This window comes from Caulobacter sp. LARHSG274 (assembly GCF_052871235.1).
Window position 1 is genome coordinate 25252 of record NZ_JBIXJO010000008.1, and the last position, 18406, is coordinate 43657.

The following is an 18406-nucleotide window of genomic DNA, read 5'->3' on the forward strand; positions in this document are numbered from 1 at the left end:
ATCCGGATGGTCCCAGACCAGGGACGAGCGAGGGAAAGCGCACGTCGGGGGATGACGGACTCAGGGGCGGTTGCCAAGATGGCCCCAAGGAGTCCGCCATGTTCCCGCTTGAAATCGAGACCCTCGCCCGCCTGCTGATCGAAGAGGCGCGGGAGAAATCCCTGCGGCTGGTCACCGCCGAAAGCTGCACCGGGGGGCTGGCGGCCGGGGCGATCTGCGCGATTTCGGGGGCGTCCGACGTCTTCGAGCGCGGCTTCGTCACCTACACCAACCGCGCCAAGTCCGAGATGCTGGGGGTGCCGGGCGAGGTGATCGCCGACCACGGGGCGGTGTCGGAGGTGGTGGCGCGGATGATGGCCGAGGGGGCGCTGGAGGCCAGCAACGGCCATGTGGCGGTGTCGATCACCGGCGTGGCCGGCCCCGGCGGCGGCTCGCCGTTGAAGCCGGTCGGCACGGTGCATTTCGCCGTGGCCCGCGCCAACCGCTCGGTCGTCCATCGCCATGAACGCTTCGACGGCGACACCCGCGCGGCCGTGCAGCTGGCGGCGGTGCGCACGGCGCTGGAGCTGCTGCGCGAGGCCGTCGCCTGATGCCCGAGGCCGCGCCCAACACCTGGCGGCGGTTCGTCGCGGTCGGCCTGCCGCGCTCGGCCCTGGCCGCGGCGGCCTCGCGCCAGACCGAGTGGCGCCACGCCATCCGGGTGTCGTGCGCCGTGGTCGCCGCCTACGCCCTGGCCACCCTGCTGCGACTGCCGCAGGGCTATTGGGCGGTGTTCACCGCGGTGATCATCGTCCAATCCAGCCTGGGGGCGACGATCACCGCCTCGATCGAGCGGTTGATGGGCACCGCGGTCGGGGCCGCGGTCGGGGCCGGGGCGGCGATGCTGCACGCCCGCTGGCCCGAGGCCGGCGGGCCGATCCTGGCGGTCACCGCCGCCCTGCTCGCCTTCCTGGCCGCCGTCCGCCCGGCCTTCAAGGTCGCCCCGATCACCGCCGTGATCATGCTGATCGGCACGACCACCCACCTGGATCCACTGGTCGCCGCCTTCCTGCGGGTGGCCGAGATCACCGTCGGCAACGTGGTCGGCATCGCCGCCACCCTGCTGATCTTTCCGGCGCGGGCCCATGGCTCGGTGGTCAAGCAGGCCACCCGCACCGCCGACCTGCTGGCCGAGGTGCTGGATCACTACGCCCGCAAGCTGCGCGGCGAGGCGACCGATTTCGAGCCCCGCGACCACTACGACGCCACCCTCAAGGCCCTGGCCAGCCTGCAGACGGCCATGGCCGAGGCTGACCGCGAGAGCGCCACCCGGCTCAGCGACCAGTCGGTGACCGACGCCCTGCCCCGCACCCTGTGGCGGCTGCGCAACGACTGCGTGATGATCGGCCGGGCCCTGCGCGAGACCCTGCCCGCCCCCGGCCTGGCCCCGCCGGCGGCGACCATGCTGACAGCCTGCGCCGGATTCCTGCGCGCCTGCGCGGCCCTGCTGGCGGACGGCCCCCGCCCCGACCGGATCGCCTTCGCCCAGGCCCACCAGGCCTTCCAGACTGCGGTCGAGACCCTGCGCGAGACCGGCGGCACCCGCGCCCTGGCCTTCGACGACGCAGCCCGGGTGTTCGGCCTGGTGTTCTCGATCGAGAACCTGTTCGGCAATCTCGGCGACTTCGAGGAGCGGGTCGAGGAGACGGCCGGCAAGCGGGGGTGAGCGCCATGTCGATGTCGCCGCTCATTTTCGGACGGTTGGTGCGTGAATACGGGTCGCGACGTCAATTGTCGGACAAAAGTGCTTGTGGACATTGCCTCCGGTGCGGTAGCAAAGGCGCAAAAGGGGAAACGTCATGCGCCATCGGTCGAAATCGCCCGGCATTGTCATGTCCGGGCTGGCGGCCTGCGTGGCCTTGACGCTAGGCGCGGCGCCGGCGTCGGCGCTGGATCGGCACGGTCCGGCGGCGAGCGCGCCCAAGGGCCTGTCGACCGCGACCTGGACGCCGGACAACGGCGACGGAACCTTCACCAATCCCCTGTTTTATGACGAATTCTCGGATCCGGACCTGATCCGCGTCGGCGACTGGTTCTACCTGACCGGCACCACCATGCACACCATGCCGGGCCTGCCGATCCTGCGCTCGAAGGACCTGGTCAACTGGGAATTCGTCGCCTACGCCCTGGACAAGCTCGACCTCGGCCCGGCCTACCGGCTGGAGGACGGCCAGAACATCTATGGTCAGGGTATTTGGGCGCCGTCCTTCCGCTACCATGACGGCAAATTCTACATCTTCTCGAACGTCAACCACAAGACGACCCAGATGTTCACGGCTACGGATCCGAAGGGGCCGTGGACGCGCACGCCGATGAAGCGCAGCTTTCACGACCTGTCGGTCCTGTTTGACGACGACGGCAAGGCCTATGTGGTCTGGGATCACCAGACGATGCACCTGGCCCAGCTGACGGACGACCTGACCGACATCGTTCCGGGCACCGAACGCGTCCTGTTCGCCAAGGACGCCGGCATGGGCGAAGGCGCGCATTTCTACAAGATCGACGGCAAGTACTACATCATCAGCGCCAACTACGCCGGCGGCTTCCGGATGCCGGCGGCGCGGGCGGACCATGTGCTGGGCCCCTACGAGGTCAATCAGGCGATCAGCCTGCACGAAGACTTCGGCATGGCGTCGAGCAAGCGCACGGGCTCGCCCAAGCCGCCGTTCACGTTCTGGGGGCCTACCCCCGCCGCCAAACATGACCTGGCGCTGCACCAGGGGGGCGTCGTCCAGACGCCCGCGGGTGAATGGTGGGGCTTTTCGATGATGGATTTCAATTCCGTCGGTCGCCTGCTCAGCCTGTCGCCGATCACCTGGAAGGACGGCTGGCCCTATTTCGGCCTGCCGGGCAACCTGACGCGCACGCCGCGGACCTGGGTGAAGCCCAAGACCGCCACGCCGCAGCCGGTGCGCGTACCCTTCCGCCGTAGCGACGACTTTTCGGCGCCGAAGCTCCAGCCCCTGTGGCAATGGAACCATGTCCCTGTCGACGACAAGTGGTCGTTGTCGGAGCGACCGGGCTTCCTGCGGCTTCACGCCCTGCCGGCGACCACGTTCTACGACGCGCGCAACACCCTGACCCAGCGGGCGATCGGGCCGATGTCGATGCCGACCGTCCTGCTCGACGCGTCGAACCTGAAGCCGGGCGACACGGCCGGCCTGGGCCTGCTCAACCTGCCCTATGCGACCCTGGGCGTCGAAAAGCGCGCCGACGGGCTCGACGTGGTCCTTTATGACCAGCGCCCCGACAAGACGGTGCGGGTGAAGATGACCGGGACGCGCGCCTGGCTGCGGGCCGACTGCGACTTTCTCACCGAACGGGCGCGCTTCAGCTATTCATTTGACGGCGTCACCTTCACGCCGATCGGCGACGAGGTCGAGCTGTTCTACCAGACCTTCACCTTCCAGGGCGTTCGCTACGGCTTGTTCAACTACAACACGACCGGCGCCGAGGGCGGTTTCGCCGATTTCGACAGTATCGACGTCCATCAGCCCCATACCCACGGCCTGATGCGGCCCATTCCCTATGGCCGATCGATCCGGCTGGCGTCGTTCCACGCGACGACCGGACTGGCGGCCAGCGGTCGAGGTCTGGCTTCGGCCGCCCCGACGCGGTTCGAGGTCGTTGACCGCCGGCTGGGCCGCGTCGCCCTGCGATCGGGCGGGCGCTATGTCACCGTCGACAAGGATGGAGCGGTGACGCTTGCGGCCGGCTCGTCCGGCGCGGCGCAAAGCTTCCAATGGATCGAAACGCCGACGGGTGAACTGGTGCTGATGTCCTTGGCCACCAACCGCTTCCTGCGCATCGATCCGCAGAGTGGGGACATTCGGGCCGACAGTCCCGGCCCCATGCCGGACAACAGCGACGGCGCGCGCTTTGTCTGGTCGGAATAGAAAGGGCTCTGACGCGGGCGCCGAACTGAGGCCGCCTCGCTCAGTTCCCCAGATACGGCTGGTAACTCTTCTCCTCGACGATCTCCGAGCCGACCAGCACATTGATCGCCCGCTTCACGGCGGCGCGGCTGTCGTTGTCGATATAGACGCGGCGGGCCAGTTGCACGAAGGCCGGGCCGAAGTCCTGGCGGCGTTCGCAGTCGCGCTTGCCGTCCTCGATGTCCCACAGGGCGGCGTTGATGGCGGTCAGTTCGGCGGTCAGGCGGTCGAGTTCGTCCGAGGCCGGCAGCTCGCGGGCGGCCGTGGCCTCCAGCAGGGCCAGCTCGGCGCGGACATTGGCTTCCTTGGCCGGGTCGCCGATCCGCTCGGCCTTGACCCGCAGAATGGTGATCTTGTCGATCAGTTCGCCGGCCGAGACGGGCGCGAGGATGGGCATTTCACGAAACTCCGGCGATCAGGCGCTGCAAGGCGGCGTCGACGGCCTCCAGCGGCAGGGCGGCCATGTCGTCTCCGTAGTCCTGGGCGACCAGCAGCTCAAGCCGGCGGGCGGCGGGACGGAACTTCACGGCCTTGCGGTGATCCTGCTGCAGCGACAGCAGCGGCGCGCCGCCGGCCGCCAGCATGTGGCCGGGCCCAGCGTCGTTGGCCACGGCGGCGCTCAGCCGTCCGGCCAATGCGATGGCCAGCAGCGGCCCCTTGACCGCCGGATAGCCGTCGACCCGATCGCGTTCGGGAAACAACGCCCCGGAAACCGCCGCGCGGGCCGTCTCGGCGTCGTCCGTCTCGTCGGGGCCGAAGAAGAACACTGGCTGGCGGCCGGCGGCCTCCAGACGCCGGGCCAGGTCCAGGTAGCGGTCCAGCGGCCAGCGCTTGTCCTGGCCGCCCGCGCCCGGGGCCAGGCCGACATAGGCGGGTCCTGCCGGCAGCAGGGCCGCGGCCGCCGCCAGGGCGTCGGGATCGGTCAGGGCCAGGGGCCGCGGGGTTCCCGCCCCGTCGGTGGCCAGGGCCAGCAGCCGGGCCAGGCGGTCGACCACGGCCGGCGGCCAGTCGGCCTTGCGGGCCTGGGCGGCGGCGGAGACGAAAGCGCCACGGGCCGCCCGCCGCGCCACCAGGCTGCGGCGCAGGTTCTCCTGGGTGTCGACGACCAGGTCGAAGGTCCGGCCGCCGAACGGCTTGACCCAGGGCAGGACGTCCAGCGCCCCCGCCCCGGTCGGGCCGGCGGTCAGGACCTCGTCGACATAGCCGGCCACCACCGCCTTCAGGGGCCCGGCATAGACCGTCTGGCCCTTGGCCGCGCACCAGCTGATTCGCGCCTGGGGAAAGGCCGCGCGCAGGCCGGCGATGAACGGCAGCTTGATCAGCCCGTCGCCGATCACCTCGCCCATCGAATAGATCAGGACAGTCTGGACCATGGTCCGGCTTAGGCCGCCCTGCCCGCTTCGGTCAACGCCGCGCCATGTGATGTGAGTAATCACTTGCATGGCACTGCGAGCCTGCTAGCCTCTCCCCATGAGCGCCAAGCCCAGGATCGAACGCGCCGCCCTCGAGATCTTCGTCGAGCGCGGCGTCGACGCGGCCACCACCAAGCTGATCGCCGCCAAGGCCGAGGTCTCGGAGGGGGCGATCTACCGCCACTGGAAGAGCAAGGACGAGCTGGCCCTGGGCCTGTTCATGGCCGCCCACCGGCGGCTGTCGGACCTGATCACCGCGCAGGCCGAGCAGGCCAGCGGGATCCGCGACCAGGCCGCCGCCGTGGTCCGCGCCTATTGCACCGTCGCCGACGAGGACTGGCTGCTGTTCTCGTTCCACCTGCTGCGGCTGCACCACTTCCTGCCCTTCTACCAGGAGGACGGCCGCGACCCGGTGACCATGGTCGAGGGCCTCGTCAAGCGGGCGATGATCGACGCCCAGCTGCCGCCGGGCGACCCGCGGGTGATCGCCGCCATGGCCATCGGCGTGATCACCCAGACCGCCCAGAACAAGGCCTATGGCCGGCTGGGCGCCGACGCCCTCTCCGCCCACGCCCCGCTGATGACCGCGGCCGTCCAGGCCGTGCTTTTCGCTCGCTAACAAGGACCAGACCGACATGCGCAGCGCGCTGTTCAACGTCTACTACTGGGTTCTGTCGATCTTCTACGGCCTGTCGGCCGCCCTCTCGGCCCTGCTGCCCGGCCGCCGGCCGATCGCCTTCGCCCTGCGGCTCTACAGCCAGCGGATGATCTGGGCGCTGCGGGTGTTCGCCGGCGTCCGGATCGAGCTGAAGGGCCAGGAAAACCTGCCGCAGGGCGCCTTCATCCTGGCCGCCAAGCACCACAGCTGGGGCGACGGCTTCGTGATGTTCGCCCATGTCGACAACCTGTCGTTCGTCACCGGCGACCACCTGGAGAAGTTCCCGCTGGTCGGGGCGATCCTCAAGAAGTTCGGGGCCATCGTCGTCGACAGCTGCGGCGGGCCCGAAGCCCGCAGGGCCCTGTCGCAAAGCGCCGCCCAGGTCGCCGCCGAGGGCCGCCGCATCCTGATCTATCCCGAGGGCCACCTGGCCGCGCCGGGCGAGCGGTTCCGCTATCGCACCGGCGTCTACCACATGAGCCGCGACTTCAACCTGCCGGTGGTGCCGGTGGCTACCAATCTGGGCTGCTTCTGGCGGCAGATGGAAAAGAAGAAAACGCCCGGCCAGGCGACGATCGAGTTCCTGCCGCCGATCGCCCCGGGGCTGTCGAAAGCGCAGTTCATGGCGACGATGGAAGCGGCCATCGAGACGCGGACCAACGAACTGATCGCCCAGGCGCGCGGCGAGCCGGTGAAGCCGTCAGTGCTGGTGGAGTGGAACGGGCGGAAGAACGTCAAGTCGGTTCCCGCCTCCACGCCAGCCTCGGTCTAGGCGATGGGTTTCGCGGTCGGACTGGTCCTGACCTATGCGACGGCCCTAGCGGCGCTGATCAGCTTCGGCCGGTACGCGTTCGGTCTCACCGTCGCGGCGGTTCTGGCCTGGATCGTCCTGATTATCGGCATGGCGTTGGTGTTTCGCCGCAAGGTTCTGTGGGCCGCACCCAGCGCCTTGGCGGCGTTGTTTCCACCGGTCTCCATGGCGGCGCTGACGGCCGCCTGCGCCACCGGTTCAACCGGTTGCATGTAGGGGACCTAAAGGTCGACCGGGCACTCCGCCGGAATCGCCACGAACGTCCCGTCCGCCCGGCGCCTGTCGAAATGCTTCGTCGCGCAGCCCGTCGAGCACAGGATCCCGGTGTCCGACCAGTACAGCGGAGCGTGGTCCTCGTGGCGGAAGGCCGGCGCGCCCCAGGCCAGGCCGCATTCCACGCAAGACGGCGTCCGGGTCAGCATCAGTCCAGAGCCTCCGGCGCCGGCTGGATCGTCACGCTCTCGCCGCAGCCGCAGGCGTCGGTTTCGTTGGGGTTGTTGAACACGAACTTCGACGACAGCTCGGTGGTCTCGTAGTCGATCGTGGTGCCGATCAGGAACAGCACCGCCTTGGGGTCGATCAGGATGGTCACGCCCTGATCCTCGACCACCTCGTCGATCGGCCCCTTCTCGGCGGCGTATTCGAAGATGTATTCCGAGCCCGCACAGCCGCCGTTCTTCACGCCCACCCGCAGGCCGGCATAGGGCTTGTCGGCCCTGTCCATGATCTCCTTGACCCGCGCGGCGGCGGCCGGGGTCAGGGTGACGACCTTGGGACGGGGACGGCGAACGCGGGGGGTGACGGCGGCTTCCATGGGTTTCGAACCGATCAGAACATGTTCAGTTGCAGCTTGGCCTCGTCGCTCATCCGCGAGGGATCCCACGGCGGCTCGAACACCAGGTCGACGTGGCAGGACTTGATGTCCTTGATCTCCATGACCGCGTCGCGCACCCAGCCGGGCATCTCGCCGGCCACCGGGCAGCCCGGGGCGGTCAGGGTCATGTCGATGGCCACGTCGCGGTCGTCGGAGACGTCGACCTTGTAGATCAGGCCCAGCTCGTAGATGTCGACCGGGATCTCCGGGTCGAACACCGTCTTCAGCTTCTCGATCAGCTGGTCGGTCAGGCGGTCGAGCTCGGCCTGCGGCAGGGCCGTGGCGGCTGGGAGGTCGGTGGAGGCGGCGGTCTCGTCGGTCATGAGGCTCAACTGAAGAAGCTGCGGGCCTTGGCCAGCGCGTTGACGAACGCGTCGGCCTCGGCCTCGGTGTTATATAGGGCGAAGGAGGCGCGAGCGCTCGCGGTCAGGCCGAAACGGGCCATCAGCGGCTCGGCGCAGTGGGTGCCGGCCCGCACGGCCACGCCGTAGCGGTCGAGCAGTTGGGCCACGTCGTGCGGGTGGGCCCCCTCGACCACGAAGGTCAGCACCGCGCCCTTGCCCGGGGCCGTGCCGAGGAGCCGCACGCCGTTGACCCCGGCCAGCTGGTCCACCACCCGCTGGTAGAGGGCGTGCTCGTGGGCCAGGGCGGCGTCGCGGTCCAGGGTTCCCAGCCAGTCGATCGCCGCCCCCAGGCCGACGGCCTCGAGGATCGCCGGGGTGCCGGCCTCGAACCGGTGCGGCGGATCGGCGTAGGTGATCCCCTCCAGGGTGACATGGCCGATCATCTCGCCGCCGCCCTGGTAGGGCGGCAAGTCCGCCAGCCGCTCGGCCTTGCCGTAGAGCACGCCGATGCCGGTCGGGCCGTAGAGCTTGTGGCCAGAGAACACGTAGAAATCGACGTCCAGGGCCTTCACGTCGACCTTGGCATGGACGATGGCCTGGCAGCCGTCGAGCAACACCGGGGCCCCGGCTGCATGGGCCAGGCGGACGATTTCGGCCGCGTCATTGATGGTGCCCAGCACGTTGGACATGTGGCTGATAGCCACCATCTTGGTGCGCTCGGACAGCAGGCCCGCATAGGCCTCCATGTCCAGCCGGCCGTCGTCGGTGACCGGCACGAACTTCAGCACCACGCCGTAGCGCTCGCGCAGGAAGTGCCAGGGCACGATGTTGGCGTGGTGCTCCATCACCGACAGCACGATCTCGTCGCCGGCCTTCAGGCTGCGCCCGAAGGTGTCGGCCACCAGGTTGACGCCCTCGGTGGCGCTCTTGGTCCAGATGATTTCCGACGGCTCGGCGTTGATGAAGCGCGCCACAGTTTCCCGGGCGTTTTCATAGGCCTGGGTCGTTTCGTTGGCCAGGGTGTGCAGGCCGCGATGGACGTTGGCGTAGCTGTTGCGGGCCAGGCCCGTCATGGCGTCCAGCACCGCTTCCGGCTTCTGGGCGCTGGCGGCGCTGTCCAGATAGACCAGCGGCTTGCCGTTGACCTGGCGGACGAGGATCGGGAACTGGGCGCGAACGGCGTCGACGTCGAAGGCCACTATTGCGCCCTCCCCAACCGTTGGGCCACCCAGGCGGCGGCGACAGCGCGGGCGCCGTCGTGTTCGATGCGCTCGACCACCTCGCCGACGAAGGCCTCCGTCAGCATGGCCCGGACCTCGGCCTCGGGGATGCCGCGCTGGCGGGCGTAGAAGATCGCCTCCTCGTCCAGCGCCCCGATGGTGTTGCCGTGGGCGCAGGCGACGTCGTCGGCGAAGATCAGCAGTTCGGGCTTGGCGTCGACCTCGGCCCGGTCCGACAGGATCAGGGCGTGATGGCCCATGCGGGCGTCGGTCTGGTCGGCGCCGGGCTGGACGACGATCCGCCCCTGGAACACGCCGCGCGCCTGGTCGTCGACCACGCCCTTGGTCAGCTGTTCGGTGACGCCGTCGACGCCGCCGTGGGTGACGACGGTGGTCTGGTCGGCGTGGCGCTGGTGGTCGAGGACATAGGCCCCGTCCAGCCGCACCCGGGCGTGGGCCCCGGGGTGGTTGACCCGGGTCTCGATCCGCTGGCGGCGGGCGCCGGAGGTCAGGACGGTCTGGTTGAAGGTCGCGCCGGGGGCCAGGTCGATCTCGGCGGTGACGATGTCGATGGCCTCGGCATGGTCGTCGACCAGCACGATGCGCTCGACCCGGGCCCCCTCCCCGACGGCGATGTCGAGGGTGACGTCCGACAAGTAGCCGGGCGCCCGGCCCTCGTGGCTTTCCAGCAGGACCAGGGTCGTGTCGGGCTCGACGACGATGGCGTAGGCGGCCGCGTGGCCCGTGGCCTCGGTGGCGGAAACGAAGCGCAGGGCCACGACGTCGCCCGCGCCGCTGGCGGCGGCGTGACGCTGGCGGCCGTTGACGAACAGGATGGCAGCGGCGGCCAGGCCGTCGAACGGCCCGGGCCCGACCTCGCCGTCGAAGGCCGGCGAGGCCGGCGGCAGCTGGCGCACCAGGCCGCGCAGGTCGGTCCAGCGCCAGTCCTCGTCGCGCCGCGACGGCAGCTGGGTCAGGTCGCCGGTCTTCAGGGCCGTGGCGAGCGTCATGCGGCCGCCGCCGTGTACTTGTCGTAGCCCTCGGCCTCGAGCTGCAGGGCCAGCTCCGGGCCGCCCGAGGCGACGATGCGGCCGGCGGCCAGCACGTGGACACGGTCGGGTTTGATGTAGTCGAGCAGGCGCTGGTAGTGGGTGATGACCAGCATGCCGCGATCGGCGGCGCGCAGGGCGTTGACGCCCTCGGAGACGATCTTCAGGGCGTCGATGTCCAAGCCCGAATCCGTCTCGTCGAGGATCAGGAACTTGGGCGAAAGCATCGCCATCTGAAGGATTTCCATCCGCTTCTTCTCGCCGCCCGAGAAGCCGACATTGAGGCCACGCTTGAGCATCTCGAAGTCGATCTTCAGGGCCGCGGCCTTCTCCTTGGCCAGTTTCAGGAAGGCCGGGGCGGCGATCTCGTCCTCGCCGCGGGCCCGGCGCTGGGCGTTCAGCGCGGTGCGGATGAAGGTCAGGGCCGGCACGCCGGGGATCTCCAGCGGATACTGGAACGACAGGAACACCCCCTTGGCGGCCCGCTCGTTGGGCTCCAGGGCCAGCAGGTCCTCGCCGTTCAGGCTCGCCGAACCTTCGGTGACCTCATAGCCGCCGCGGCCGGTCAGCACATAGGACAGCGTCGACTTGCCCGCCCCGTTCGGCCCCATGATGGCGTGGACCTCCCCCGCCGGCACGTCGAGCGTGACGCCCTTGAGGATGGGTTTGTCGCCGACATTGGCGTGGAGGTTCTGGATGGAGAGCATGGCTACGCGTCGTCCGTGTAGTAGGCGTCAAAGGTCCGGTACTGGACCGGATATCGGGCGGAAATTGCCGCCGCCAGTTCCTGGATCTCATCCTCGCAGCTAGCGAGAACCTCAGGTGTGATCAGTCGGATGTTGTCGAAATCGACAACGAACAGCCGCTGCTCAGCCATTTCTGCGCGAACGATGGCGGCGTATTCCTCGTCGTTCTCGGCATGCGCCACGATATTGGCGTAGGCGCCTCGGGCTCCCTCGCCAAGCGGTGTGACGTCCAGCGGCCGCACATGCACCACGGAAAGCCGGGCCGCGCTCATGCGTTTTCACCTTCGAAGATCGCCACGACCTCGATCTGGCCTTCGATGGCGGCGTTGAACAGCGGCAAATCCTCGGCCGGGATCCAGTATTCCTCGTGCTCGCGACCGCCAACGACCTTCTTGTCAAAGCCTGCCAGGAAGTCAGCCGCGACCGCGAAACGCGTGACATAGCCGCGCCTGTCGTCGTTGTGCACGGCGTTCCAGTCGCGGGCGATCTGGGCGGCATAGGCCTCGTTGGTCACCGGATAGAAGATCGGCTGTTCGGGCAGGCGCGGCGGAAAAGCCGTCCAGCCCGACGCCTCGATCAGCTTCAGCTCCGCCGTGCCGACGGGCCGGTAGAGGGTGATGGCCGTCATCCCACCGAGCCTTCCAGCGAGATCGCCACCAGCTTCTGGGCCTCGACCGCGAATTCCATCGGCAGCTGCTGCAGCACGTCCTTGACGAAGCCGTTGACCAGCAGGGCCACGGCCTCCTCCTGCGAAAGGCCGCGCTGCATCACGTAGAACAGCTGGTCGTCCGACAGCCGCGTGGTGGTGGCCTCGTGCTCGAACACCGAGTGGCCGTTGCGGGCCTCGATATAGGGCACGGTATGGGCCGCGCAGGTCTTGCCGATCAGCAAGGAGTCGCACTGGGTGAAGTTGCGCGCGCCCTTGGCTTTCGGGTGGGCCGAGACCAGGCCGCGATAGGTGCTGGTCGACTGGCCGGCGCTGATGCCCTTGGCGACGATCCGCGAGCGGGTGTTGGCCCCCAGGTGGATCATCTTGGTGCCGGTGTCGGCCTGCTGGTGGCCGTTGGTCACGGCGATCGAGTAGAACTCGCCCGACGAGCCCTCGCCACGCAGCACGCAGGAGGGATATTTCCAGGTGATGGCCGAGCCGGTCTCGACCTGGGTCCACGACACCTTGCTACGGTCGCCGCGGCAGTCGGCGCGCTTGGTGACGAAGTTGTAGATGCCGCCCTTGCCGGTCTCCGGATCGCCCGGATACCAGTTCTGGACGGTGGAATACTTGATCTCGGCGTCGTCCAGCAGCACCAGCTCGACCACGGCGGCGTGCAACTGGTTCTCGTCGCGCATCGGGGCCGTGCAGCCCTCGAGATAGGAGACGTAGGCCCCCTTGTCGGCGATGATCAGGGTGCGCTCGAACTGGCCGCTGTCCTTGGCGTTGATGCGGAAATAGGTCGACAGCTCCATCGGGCAGCGCACGCCCGGCGGGATGTAGACGAACGAGCCGTCCGAGAAGACCGCGCTGTTGAGGCAGGCGAAATAGTTGTCCGAGGTCGGCACCACCGAGCCCAGGTATTGTCGCACCAGTTCCGGATGCTCGCGGATCGCCTCGCTCATCGAGCAGAAGATCACCCCGGCCTGGGCCAGCTCCTTCTTGAAGGTGGTAACCACCGAGACGCTGTCGAACACCGCGTCGACGGCGTAGCGCGGCGCGCCCTCGACCCCGGCCAGCACCGCCTGCTCCTTCAGCGGAATGCCCAGCTTGGCGTAGACGGCCAGGATCTCCGGATCCACCTCGTCCAGGCTCTTGGGGCCGGCCTTTTCCTTGGGAGCGGCGTAGTAGTAGCTGTCCTGGTAGTCGATCGGCGGGTGGCTGACCTTGGCCCAGGTCGGCTCTTCCAGCTCCAGCCAGCGGCGATAGGCTTCCAGCCGCCAGTCCAGCATCCACTGCGGCTCGTCCTTCTTGGCCGAGATGAAGCGCACGATGTCCTCGGAGAGGCCCTTGGGGGCGAACTCCTGGTCGATGTCCGAGGTGAAGCCGTGCTGGTATTTCTCCAGGGCTTCAACGGTTTCGAGGGTCTGCTTGACCGCGGCCACTACGCCACCTCCCGGCGCCGGGCGCCGATACGCGAATAGGCGGCGAGCCAGGCGTCGCCGCAGGAAATCCAGTCTTGCTCGACGCTCGCCCAGCCGCCGCTGACCCGCAGGGCGAAGGGGGCGAGGTCGGGCCGGCCCATGGCTTCCACCACGCGGCTGGCCTTGACCTTGCCCGACGAGCAGGCGCTGCCGGCGCTGACCCTCACCCCGGCGAGGTCCAGGTTCATCACCTGGATCTGCGAGGGAAAGCCGTCGGCGGCTAGGCACAGGGTCTGGGGCAGGCGTTGCGCGCCCTCCCCGAGCACCGTCGCGCCAGCGGCCTTGACCCGTGCGGCCAAGGCGTCGCGCCAGATGGACTGATTGGCCATCGAGGGCAAGTCGCGGACCGCAGCCATCGCCGCGGCGCCGAAGCCGGCGATCCCGGCGACATTCTCGGTGCCGGCCCGGCGGCCGCGCTCCTGGCCGCCGCCATGCTGCTGGCGCACCAGGGTGGCGCGCGTGCCGGCCACCAGCGCCCCGACGCCCTGCGGCCCGCCCAGCTTGTGGGCCGACAGCGCCAGGGTGTCGGCGCCCAGGGCGGAAAAGTCGATGGCGATCTTGCCGGCCGCCTGGACGGCGTCGACATGCAGCCAGCCGTCGGCGTCGCGGACCAGGGCCGCGGCCTCGGCGACGGGCTGGACCACGCCGGTCTCGTTATTGGCCAGCATCAGGCAGACCAGGGCCCGGCCGGGCTTGCACAGGGCCTCGCGCAGCGCGTCCAGATCGGCGACGCCGTTGGCGTCGATCGGCAGGACCTCAACCGGCAGACCCGAGGCGTTGGCGGTCTCGACCACGGCGTCGTGCTCGCCGGCGCTGATCAGGATATGGGAAAAGCCCGCAAAGGCGGCGCTTTGGATCGCCAGGGCGTTGGCTTCGGTGCCGCCGCTGACGAAGGTGATCGAACCGGCCACCACGCCGACCAGGGCGGCGACCTGGGCGCGGGCGGTCTCGACCAGGTCGCGGGCGGCCCGGCCGCTGGCATGCACCGACGAGGGGTTTCCGCCCAGGTCGAAGGCGCGCAGCACGGCCTCGCGCGCCTCGGGGCGGACCGGGGCGCTGGCGTTGTAGTCGAGATAGATCGCAGGCTTGCTCACGCCGCCGCCTTCTCCCGCGAGGACAGGTTGCCGGCCAGGACGTCGGCCACCGAGACCGAGGCCAGGTAGCCGTGGATCTGCCGGCCCATCTCCTCCCACAGCTCATGGGTCAGGCATTTGGCGCCCCCGGCCATGCAGCCCTTGGGCGCGCCCTTGCCAGCGCCGGTCTTGGACAGGCCGCAGCGGGTGGCCCGCAGCGGCTCGTCGACCGCAAGGACAATGTCGGAGATCCGGGTCTGGGCCGGGCTGAGCGCCAGGCGGTAGCCGCCCCCCGGCCCGCGGGTGCTGACCACCAGGCCCTTGCGGCGCAGGCGGGCGAAAAGCTGTTCCAGATAGGACAGCGAGATCTGCTGGCGGGCGGCGATCTCGGCCAGGGCCACGGCGCGGCCCTCGGCCTCGTCCTGGCGGCGCGCCAGGTCGGTCATGGCCATGACCGCGTAGCGTCCCTTGGTGCTCAGGCGCATGCGCCTTACCTCCTTGCAGATTCCGCGCGCATCGGCTTAGGCGTGTGCTACAAGCCGCGACTTCGCGCCGGGCCTGTTGGGCCGCGACGCGCGTTGCGGATTTAGGAAGACCAAGCGCGTTGGTCAAGTATTCCGTTCGCCGCCCCCGACGTTTCAGGGGCGCGACGGAAGCGACCCCGCGCCCTCAAACGGATGGGTTTGCGATGCCTGATGTGATTTTGACCGGCGCTTCCGGGCGTATCGAAGGCCGCTATTCGCCGGGCAAGACCGACAATGCGCCGATCGCCCTGATCCTGCACCCGCACCCCAAGGCCGGCGGGCACATGAACCACCCGGTGTCGGTGCAGCTCTATCACCTGTTCATGAAGCGCGGTTTCGCCACCCTGCGCTTCAACTTCCGCGGCGTGGGCCGCAGCCAGGGCGAGTTCGACGCCGGCATCGGCGAGCTGGCCGACGCGGCCACGGCTCTGGACTGGCTGCAGACCAACAACCCGGCCGCCGCCCAGACCTGGGTCGCCGGCTTCGACTTCGGGGCCTATATCGGCATGCAGCTGCTGATGCGCCGGCCCGAGACAGACGGCTTCATCTCGGTGTCGCCGCCGACCAACATGTACGACTTCAGCTTCCTGGCCCCCTGCCCGGCCTCGGGCCTGTTCCTGGCCGGTTCGGCCGACACCATCACCCCCCCGGTCGAGGTCGAGCGCGTGGTCTCCAAGCTGCGCACCCAGAAGGGCATCGTCATCGACTACGAGGTGGTCGAAAAGGCCACCCACTTCTGGGTCGAGCACCTGCCCGTCGTCGAGCGCAGCGTCGGCGACTATCTCGACAAGCGCCTGGCGATGAATCCCATCCCCTAGGCGCCGGTGGAGGCGCCGGTGGTAGGTAACCGCAGGTTACCGGTACCATAGAGCTTGCGGTCGCCGGCAATTCACCGTCATCCTCCCCCTGGGACAGCGTTCGGGGAAAAGGACGAGCAGCGGGCATGCACTACGACATCGTCATCGTCGGCGGCGGGGCCGGCGGGCTGGAGCTGGCGGCGCGGCTGGGGCGCAAGCTCGGCCGCCGGGCCGGCAAGGAGCGGGTGCTGCTGGTCGACCGCTCCAGCTTCCACATCTGGAAGCCGAGCCTGCACGAGGTCGCCGCCGGCACCCTGGACACCCACCAGGAGGGCCTGTCCTATTCGATCCTCGGCCGCGCCAACCATTTCAGCTTCATGCTCGGCGAGCTTGGCGCCCTCGACCCGGTCGCCAAGCGCCTGACCCTCAAGCCGATCCTCGGCGAGGCCGCCAAGGTGCTGGTTCCCGAGCGCAGCGTCACCTTCACCTGGGGCGTGCTGGCGATCGGTAGCGGCTCCAACCTGTTCAACACCCCCGGCGCCGAACAGGCCCACCTGCTGGAGCGCACCGAGGACGCCGAGGCCTTCCACACCCGGCTGCTGGCCGCCTTCATGAAGGCCTCGTTCTCGGCCGAGAAGATCATGAGCGTGGCCATCGTCGGCGGCGGGGCCACCGGGGTCGAGCTGTCGGCCGAGCTGATCGAGGCCCATCACGAACTGCTCGACAGCCTGGCGGCCGAGCAGCGCTTCCGCCTCGACATCGCCATCGTCGAGGCCGCGCCGCGCATCCTCGGCGGCCTGCCCGAGAAGATCTCCAACCAGGCCACGGTGGCCCTGGAGCGCAAGGGCGTGCGGGTGCGCACCAACGCCCGGGTGCTGGCCGTCCATCCCGACCGGCTGGAGACCAGCCAGGGCGACGTCCCCGCCGACCTGATCGTCTGGGCCGCCGGGGTCAAGGCCGCCCCGACCAACGCCGACTACGGCCTGGAGATCAACCGCACCAACCAGTTCGTGGTCAATGACCGGCTGGAGACCTCGGTCCCCGACATCTGGGCCCTGGGCGACTGCGCCGCCTGTCCCTGGATCGGCAAGGACGGGGTCGAGGGCCGCATCGTCCCGGCCCGCGCCCAGGCCGCCCACCAGCAGGCCAGCTACCTGACCAAGGCGCTGATCGCCCGCCTGGGCCAGCGACGGATCGAAACGCCCTACGTCTACAAGGACTTCGGCTCGCTGGTGTCGCTGGGCGACAACAAGGGCGTCGGATCGCTGATGGGCGGGCTGGGCGGTCCCAACTTCTTCGTCGAGGGCTTGATCGCCAAATGGGCCTATATCTCGCTGCATCTGGCCCATCACCGGGCGATCATGGGCACGTCGAAGACCATGGTCCTGGCCCTGGCCCGGCTGCTGCAACAGCGGGTGGCCGGACGGTTGAAGCTGCATTGATGGCGCGAACCGCCCCTCCTGGCGACTGAGAGAGGGAAAGGGAGCGGCTTCAAACCGCCTGGCCGGCGCACCAACCCGAGGCCCAGGCCCACTGGAAATTGTAACCGCCCAGCCAACCGGTGACGTCGACGACCTCGCCGATGAAGTAGAGCCCCGGCGCGGCCTTGGCCTCCATGGTTCGCGAGTCCAGGCCGTCGGTGTCGACCCCGCCCAGGGTGACCTCGGCCGTGCGGTAGCCCTCGGAGCCGACCGGCTTGAAGGTCCAGGCGTTGACCGTCGCCGCCACGCCGCGCAGCAGCACGTCCGAGCAGTCGGCCATGTTGCCATAGGCCCCGGCGTCCTCGGCGATCAGCTGGGCCAAGCGCTTGGGCAGCATCTCCGACAGCACCGTGGCCAGGGCCCGCTTGGGCGTGGCGGTGCGGGCCGCCTTCAGGGTCGCCAGCACGTCGATCCCGGGCGCCATGTCGACGCTGATCTCGCCGCCCTCGCGCCAATAGGACGAGATCTGCAGGATGGCCGGGCCCGACAGGCCGCGATGGGTGAACAGCATGGCTTCGGCGAACTTGGTCTTGCCGCTGGCCACCACCGCATCGAGGGCCACGCCCGACAGCGGCGCCAGGCGCTCCAGGGTCTTGACCTCGAAAGTCAGGGGCACCAGGGCCGGCCGGGTCTCGACGACGCCGAGGCCGAACTGCTGGGCGATCTCGTAGCCCAGGCCGGTCGCGCCCATCTTGGGGATCGACTTGCCGCCGGTGGCGACCACCACCGAGCGGCAGGCGACCGGTCCGGTGGAGAGGTTGACGCGCCAACCCTCCCCGTCCCTGGCCACGCCCTTGACCGCGGTCTCCAGGCGCAGCGTCACGCCGGCCGCCGCCATCTCAGCCAGCAGCATGTCGATCACCTGCCGGGCCGAGCCGTCGCAGAACAGCTGGCCCAGGGTCTTTTCGTGGAAGGCGATACCGTAGCGCTGGACCAGGGCGATGAAGTCGGCCGGCCGGTAGCGGCGCAGGGCCGAGACGCAGAACTTGGGATTGGCCGACAGGAAGTTGGCCGGCGCGGTGTTGACGTTGGTGAAGTTGCAGCGGCCGCCGCCGCTGATGCGGATCTTCTCGCCCGGGGCCTTGGCGTGGTCGATGACCAGCACCGAGCGGCCGCGCTTGCCCGCCTCGATGGCGCACATCATCCCGGCCGCGCCGGCGCCCAGCACCACGACGTCGAACTCTTCCAAAACCAAGCCCTTCCTGTTGAGGGGCGTATCGACAGGAGGGCGGCGGCCAAGTCAATGCGCGCGACGCGCTTGACGTCCCTGCCCGAAGGTTTAGGAACCCTGCCCCGCTCCCGCCCAGGCT

At 69.2% G+C, this 18406-nt stretch carries 22 protein-coding genes; 8 read left to right on the forward strand and 14 right to left on the reverse strand.

What is annotated here, in order from left to right; genetic code table 11:
• The first annotated feature begins 98 nt into the window (after window positions 1–98).
• The 3 genes from ACIPQB_RS14685 (at window position 99) to ACIPQB_RS14695 (ending at window position 3935) form a co-directional block, all read left to right on the forward strand.
• Complete coding sequence (locus ACIPQB_RS14685; RefSeq protein WP_446485986.1) at window positions 99–590, forward strand: CinA family protein; 492 nt, start codon at window positions 99–101, stop codon at window positions 588–590.
• The gene (locus ACIPQB_RS14690; protein WP_446485987.1) at window positions 590–1705 is read left to right on the forward strand and encodes an FUSC family protein; all 1116 of its coding nucleotides are present in this window, start codon (window positions 590–592) and stop codon (window positions 1703–1705) included. Before ACIPQB_RS14685 ends, ACIPQB_RS14690 begins: the two co-directional genes overlap by 1 nt.
• Before the next feature lie 133 nt (window positions 1706–1838).
• The gene (locus ACIPQB_RS14695) at window positions 1839–3935 is read left to right on the forward strand and encodes a family 43 glycosylhydrolase (RefSeq protein WP_446485988.1); all 2097 of its coding nucleotides are present in this window, start codon (window positions 1839–1841) and stop codon (window positions 3933–3935) included.
• Between the two features lie 40 nt (window positions 3936–3975).
• Here the strand turns inward: ACIPQB_RS14695 and ACIPQB_RS14700 are convergent, their stop codons facing one another.
• Complete coding sequence (locus ACIPQB_RS14700) at window positions 3976–4371, reverse strand: DUF6165 family protein (RefSeq protein ID WP_446485989.1); 396 nt, start codon at window positions 4369–4371, stop codon at window positions 3976–3978.
• A 1-nt stretch (window position 4372) separates the two neighbouring features.
• Window positions 4373–5347, reverse strand: a complete 975-nt coding sequence (locus ACIPQB_RS14705) for a glycosyltransferase family 9 protein (protein WP_446485990.1) — start codon at window positions 5345–5347, stop codon at window positions 4373–4375.
• A 97-nt stretch (window positions 5348–5444) separates the two neighbouring features.
• Here ACIPQB_RS14705 and ACIPQB_RS14710 point away from each other — a divergent pair, with 97 nt between their 5' ends.
• From ACIPQB_RS14710 to ACIPQB_RS14720, 3 genes are read left to right on the forward strand one after another with little or no spacing between them, the layout of a single operon-like run.
• Window positions 5445–6005, forward strand: a complete 561-nt coding sequence (locus tag ACIPQB_RS14710) for a TetR/AcrR family transcriptional regulator (RefSeq protein ID WP_446485991.1) — start codon at window positions 5445–5447, stop codon at window positions 6003–6005.
• Between the two features lie 16 nt (window positions 6006–6021).
• Window positions 6022–6816, forward strand: a complete 795-nt coding sequence (locus tag ACIPQB_RS14715; protein ID WP_446485992.1) for a lysophospholipid acyltransferase family protein — start codon at window positions 6022–6024, stop codon at window positions 6814–6816.
• Between the two features lie 3 nt (window positions 6817–6819).
• The gene (locus ACIPQB_RS14720; RefSeq protein ID WP_446485993.1) at window positions 6820–7071 is read left to right on the forward strand and encodes a hypothetical protein; all 252 of its coding nucleotides are present in this window, start codon (window positions 6820–6822) and stop codon (window positions 7069–7071) included.
• A gap of 5 nt (window positions 7072–7076) precedes the next feature.
• Here the strand turns inward: ACIPQB_RS14720 and ACIPQB_RS14725 are convergent, their stop codons facing one another.
• The 11 genes from ACIPQB_RS14725 to ACIPQB_RS14775 are packed head-to-tail and all read right to left on the reverse strand — an operon-like array spanning window position 7077 to window position 14779.
• Window positions 7077–7277 carry a hypothetical protein gene (locus ACIPQB_RS14725; protein ID WP_446485994.1) on the reverse strand — a complete coding sequence of 67 codons (201 nt, stop codon included), beginning with the start codon at window positions 7275–7277 and terminating at the stop codon, window positions 7077–7079.
• Window positions 7277–7669 (reverse strand): HesB/IscA family protein, encoded by a 393-nt coding sequence (locus tag ACIPQB_RS14730; protein WP_446485995.1) that lies wholly within the window; start codon window positions 7667–7669, stop codon window positions 7277–7279. Before ACIPQB_RS14730 ends, ACIPQB_RS14725 begins: the two co-directional genes overlap by 1 nt.
• A gap of 14 nt (window positions 7670–7683) precedes the next feature.
• A complete protein-coding gene (locus ACIPQB_RS14735) occupies window positions 7684–8052 on the reverse strand; it encodes an SUF system Fe-S cluster assembly protein (RefSeq protein WP_446485996.1) in 369 nt (122 codons plus the stop codon).
• A 5-nt stretch (window positions 8053–8057) separates the two neighbouring features.
• Complete coding sequence (locus tag ACIPQB_RS14740) at window positions 8058–9272, reverse strand: aminotransferase class V-fold PLP-dependent enzyme (RefSeq protein ID WP_446485997.1); 1215 nt, start codon at window positions 9270–9272, stop codon at window positions 8058–8060.
• A complete protein-coding gene (sufD, locus tag ACIPQB_RS14745) occupies window positions 9272–10303 on the reverse strand; it encodes a Fe-S cluster assembly protein SufD (RefSeq protein ID WP_446485998.1) in 1032 nt (343 codons plus the stop codon). The genes ACIPQB_RS14740 and sufD overlap by 1 nt, the downstream gene beginning before the upstream one ends.
• Complete coding sequence (gene sufC / locus ACIPQB_RS14750; protein ID WP_446485999.1) at window positions 10300–11049, reverse strand: Fe-S cluster assembly ATPase SufC; 750 nt, start codon at window positions 11047–11049, stop codon at window positions 10300–10302. The genes sufD and sufC overlap by 4 nt, the downstream gene beginning before the upstream one ends.
• A gap of 2 nt (window positions 11050–11051) precedes the next feature.
• Complete coding sequence (locus ACIPQB_RS14755; protein ID WP_446486000.1) at window positions 11052–11360, reverse strand: hypothetical protein; 309 nt, start codon at window positions 11358–11360, stop codon at window positions 11052–11054.
• A complete protein-coding gene (locus tag ACIPQB_RS14760; protein WP_446486001.1) occupies window positions 11357–11716 on the reverse strand; it encodes a hypothetical protein in 360 nt (119 codons plus the stop codon). Before ACIPQB_RS14760 ends, ACIPQB_RS14755 begins: the two co-directional genes overlap by 4 nt.
• The gene (sufB, locus tag ACIPQB_RS14765; protein ID WP_446486002.1) at window positions 11713–13182 is read right to left on the reverse strand and encodes a Fe-S cluster assembly protein SufB; all 1470 of its coding nucleotides are present in this window, start codon (window positions 13180–13182) and stop codon (window positions 11713–11715) included. The genes ACIPQB_RS14760 and sufB overlap by 4 nt, the downstream gene beginning before the upstream one ends.
• On the reverse strand, window positions 13182–14315 hold the full coding sequence (locus ACIPQB_RS14770) for a cysteine desulfurase family protein (RefSeq protein WP_446486003.1): 1134 nt from the start codon (window positions 14313–14315) through the stop codon (window positions 13182–13184). The genes sufB and ACIPQB_RS14770 overlap by 1 nt, the downstream gene beginning before the upstream one ends.
• On the reverse strand, window positions 14312–14779 hold the full coding sequence (locus ACIPQB_RS14775) for an Rrf2 family transcriptional regulator (RefSeq protein ID WP_446486004.1): 468 nt from the start codon (window positions 14777–14779) through the stop codon (window positions 14312–14314). Before ACIPQB_RS14775 ends, ACIPQB_RS14770 begins: the two co-directional genes overlap by 4 nt.
• A gap of 203 nt (window positions 14780–14982) precedes the next feature.
• Here ACIPQB_RS14775 and ACIPQB_RS14780 point away from each other — a divergent pair, with 203 nt between their 5' ends.
• Both ACIPQB_RS14780 and ACIPQB_RS14785 read left to right on the forward strand, forming a co-directional pair.
• A complete protein-coding gene (locus ACIPQB_RS14780; protein ID WP_446486005.1) occupies window positions 14983–15636 on the forward strand; it encodes an alpha/beta hydrolase in 654 nt (217 codons plus the stop codon).
• Between the two features lie 125 nt (window positions 15637–15761).
• Window positions 15762–17057: an NAD(P)/FAD-dependent oxidoreductase gene (locus tag ACIPQB_RS14785; RefSeq protein ID WP_446486006.1), complete on the forward strand. Its 1296-nt coding sequence runs from the start codon at window positions 15762–15764 to the stop codon at window positions 17055–17057.
• 49 nt (window positions 17058–17106) lie between these two features.
• On the opposite strand, the gene ACIPQB_RS14790 is transcribed toward ACIPQB_RS14785, so the two are convergent.
• Window positions 17107–18285 carry an NAD(P)/FAD-dependent oxidoreductase gene (locus ACIPQB_RS14790; protein WP_446486007.1) on the reverse strand — a complete coding sequence of 393 codons (1179 nt, stop codon included), beginning with the start codon at window positions 18283–18285 and terminating at the stop codon, window positions 17107–17109.
• Between the last annotated feature and the right edge of the window lie 121 nt (window positions 18286–18406).